This window comes from Bacillus sp. GMs2/2 (genome assembly GCF_050172095.1).
Taxonomy (GTDB): domain Bacteria; phylum Bacillota; class Bacilli; order Bacillales; family Bacillaceae_G; genus Bacillus_A; species Bacillus_A cereus.
In genome coordinates this window covers 1-3,266 of record NZ_JBNLYE010000409.1, presented here as the reverse complement: position 1 = coordinate 3,266, position 3,266 = coordinate 1, and the positions used below count along the sequence as shown (strand labels likewise).

The window sequence follows — 3,266 nt, the reverse complement described above, 5'->3', positions numbered from 1 at the left end:
TATTAATAACGAATTAGAGGTTGCTGAATTTCACTATATGTTAGGATATACATTGTATGATTCATACAATGGCTTTTTAGCCTTACAAGAATTATCAAAGGCTAAAGAAATATTTTGTAAATACGCTGAATGTGAAACTAACCTTGCTTTTTGTAATAATCTTTTTGGATTAACTTATGCAGAGTTAGATGAATTTGAACTTGCGAATAAGCATTATACATTAGCATTAAACACCTTTGAAACAATAAAAGAAGAGACCTTCATATTAATGGTAAAACAAAACATAGCTTTAATGCATGCCAAACAGGAACGTCCTGATTTAGCAATTCAATATCTTTCAGAAGTTAATAAAAAAATGCTAAACAACTATAAAGCTTTATTCGTAGAAGCAAGAGAATACGTTAAATTACTCGAAAAAGAAGAAGCTTGTGAGCGTATCGAGCGAGGCATAAACATCTGTAAAAATCTTGGTATTGAAGAGTATTTACATCATTTTCGCATCTTACAAGCATTAAATGATAATGTAGATGCTTCACAATTAGAAATTATCATTTTAGAAGGTATTGAATATTTTGAAAAACAGAAAATATCGGAGTATACTAAGGAATATCAAGAGCATTTAGCGCATAGATATTATGAGCAAAAGAACTACCTTAAATCGTGCGAATATTTCGAGTTATCTAGGAAAACGAAGAATATATTTTAAAAAGGGTGATTTAAATGAAGAAACTACATCATAAATCTATTGGACTGTTAATAGCTGTGGCTTTAACATTTAGTGTACAAACTCCGGTAAGCAAAGTTGTCAAAGACCTAATTGTTCAATATGCACATGGAAACGGAGGGGGATAATCCCCTCTATTTTTATTTACACACAAAATAAATTTTAGATTTAATTTACCTTGTTAAAATCTTTTAAAATAAGGAAAGTTGCTCTTCCTCATTCTGAATACTAATTTTAACTTTATATGTATAATACTTTCCCATTCTGGACTCGATTTCTTTTTCCACTTGTTTAATAGCAGCATCAGGGGTATTTGCTGTAATGTATACAATATCCGGTTCATATACTTCTCCATTTGGAGATATAATTGTAAATTCAATTGGGTATTTTCCCATATTTCTCATTCCTTCTTACATTTTAAAGATATAAAAGATAACCTAATACACATATGGCACATATAACACTACCTACTACTATAATTAAGGATATTATTCCAAGCAACAAATAACCAAGATAATAAAGTCCTAAACAAGTAAAAGCAATAATCAATAGAATACCTATGACTTGTAAAAAAACTGATTTAAATACGAACAATACAATAAGAATAATTACCCAAAACAGTAAAGAATTAAAAATTTGAGGACGCTTTTTTTGTTTACTACTTTGCATTTCCATAAACTCACCACTTTCATTGTGTAAAAGTATGTATTAAATAAAACATCTCTTATCTAAAATACAAAAATGGAGTGCCTTCTCTAATAAGTAAGCACTCCTTCATGTCATTATGCATCTTGTTGTTTTTTGCTTCTTCTCATAAAAATGTAACTTTTAAAATTCATTTTAGAACATTATTGATTCGTCCACTTGTTCATATCTATATTTCTTTTTATAGGTTTATTTACTGGATCTTCTTGAGTTTTTTCTTTCGATTTTTCAATATGAACATTTTTTGGCTGATTATCTTCATTTGCAGTTCCTATTGAGCTTTCAACTTCTTCAATTACATTACCCTCTTCTGGCTGTTTGTACGTTAAAGGTGATTTGGAAGGTAAACCTCTTGGGATATCTCCTTGTAGCATGCCTTTTGCACTTAACAAGTCTTTAGCCATTCCAAGCTTAATCTCTTCGTTATCGACACTTTGTGTCCCGTATAACGCTATAAAATGTTCTAACACCTTTCTTGTAGCTTCATTAGGGTTTTCCTGTGATTCTATCCAAACAAATAGTTCTGGACATCTTTGACGCATTTTCTCCGATAATGGAATTTGAATCGCTTTTGGTTTAGCCATCATAATCACCTATTTTACTTGTTCTTTTTGAAATGCAATTGAACTAAATACTGTCATGCCTTTAACATTCATTTCCGTTGCGTTCTTAGCATCAATCCATAATATTTTAATTTTTTTAGAATCACAAATTTCTTTTAGATCTTCGAAAAGATTTTCTTTTAATTGGATACTTCCACCGCCATAGACAACCACGACTTCTACGTCATATTTTAAATCTTGTAATTTAGTTTCCGCAGTATCTAATACTTCATCAGCTAAATTAAATTTAGCTCTTGCTAAGAACTTCTTAGCATCTTCATAATATTTAGGATGCTCTTCTTTTAGATATCCGGCAAACTCTTGTCTTTGTATAGCAAAACCCCATTCATCTTCAAAATCTTTTTTAGCACGTTCAATCGCATGACCTATACCATGTCTTTCTCCTGAACTGTGATCATTATCATAATCATAGCCTTTTGTAACAACATATTCTGTTGTTCCGTCACCAATGTCTATGTGTAGAAGACGTTTTTCTTGGAAGTATTCACCCGTTATATCTTTCATATCATAAGTTTCTTTAAACTCATTAAATATGTCATCATTTCTATATTTCCCATTACCATCTTCGATTAAAGCAAATAGGGCAATAGTCCCTTCTTGTACAACAATTACTTTTTCAAATTTTAAAGTTACATAAACTCTCAAATCACCAACAGTTACCGTTACATGGTGACTACTATTTGTAAACCTTTCAGAGAGTTGTTTTGCTTTTTCTTTTGTCCATTCACTAGCTGGTAAAGCTGTAACCATAGAAACAATTGTTTCTATATTTGTACCTTCTTCTATTGAGTTTTGATTTTTAAACATATCTTGAACCGAACGACAAGCAATTGCACTAACTGTTGTCATAATTGTAGTATCTTGTCTATGCTTACCACGGTTTGATTTAATGTTAAGATTCTGAAGATCTTCACCAGAACGAATGGCACGTTCTCCTACAAACACCCTTTGAGCTACTTGACCTTTCAAAGCTGATGAATTAACAGTGACATCCATATTATGAATTAATCCATGCACTAATTCTTCAATTTTTTTATCTTGCGGAACTGGCTCTTTATACACATAACTATATGTGTTTGGAAATTTAATCATTTCTCCATTAATTGTAATCTTCTTCTCGGAATTCCCATTGTCATCTTCTACAAAATAATTTATTTTCATTTATATTACCCCTTTCTTATTGAAAAGAATTTATTTTAAATCATTTTAACTTA

The 3,266-nt window shown here is 30.6% G+C and carries 3 protein-coding genes and 1 pseudogene; 1 reads left to right on the top strand and 3 read right to left on the bottom strand.

Features of this window, described 5'->3' with window-relative positions:
- Nucleotides 1–706 (top strand): annotated as a pseudogene (locus ACQGS6_RS25215) (hypothetical protein); the annotation flags it as partial.
- A 209-nt stretch (nt 707–915) separates the two neighbouring features.
- Here the strand turns inward: ACQGS6_RS25215 and ACQGS6_RS25210 are convergent.
- The 3 genes from ACQGS6_RS25210 to ACQGS6_RS25200 all read right to left on the bottom strand — a co-directional run bounded on the left by ACQGS6_RS25210 (nt 916) and on the right by ACQGS6_RS25200 (nt 3,213).
- Nucleotides 916–1,119, bottom strand: coding sequence for a hypothetical protein (locus ACQGS6_RS25210; RefSeq protein WP_061687769.1), 204 nt, complete (start codon nt 1,117–1,119; stop codon nt 916–918).
- 453 nt (nt 1,120–1,572) lie between these two features.
- Nucleotides 1,573–2,013, bottom strand: a complete 441-nt coding sequence (locus tag ACQGS6_RS25205; protein WP_223266686.1) for a hypothetical protein — start codon at nt 2,011–2,013, stop codon at nt 1,573–1,575.
- A 9-nt stretch (nt 2,014–2,022) separates the two neighbouring features.
- On the bottom strand, nt 2,023–3,213 hold the full coding sequence (locus tag ACQGS6_RS25200) for a ParM/StbA family protein (protein WP_426965782.1): 1,191 nt from the start codon (nt 3,211–3,213) through the stop codon (nt 2,023–2,025).
- Between the last annotated feature and the right edge of the window lie 53 nt (nt 3,214–3,266).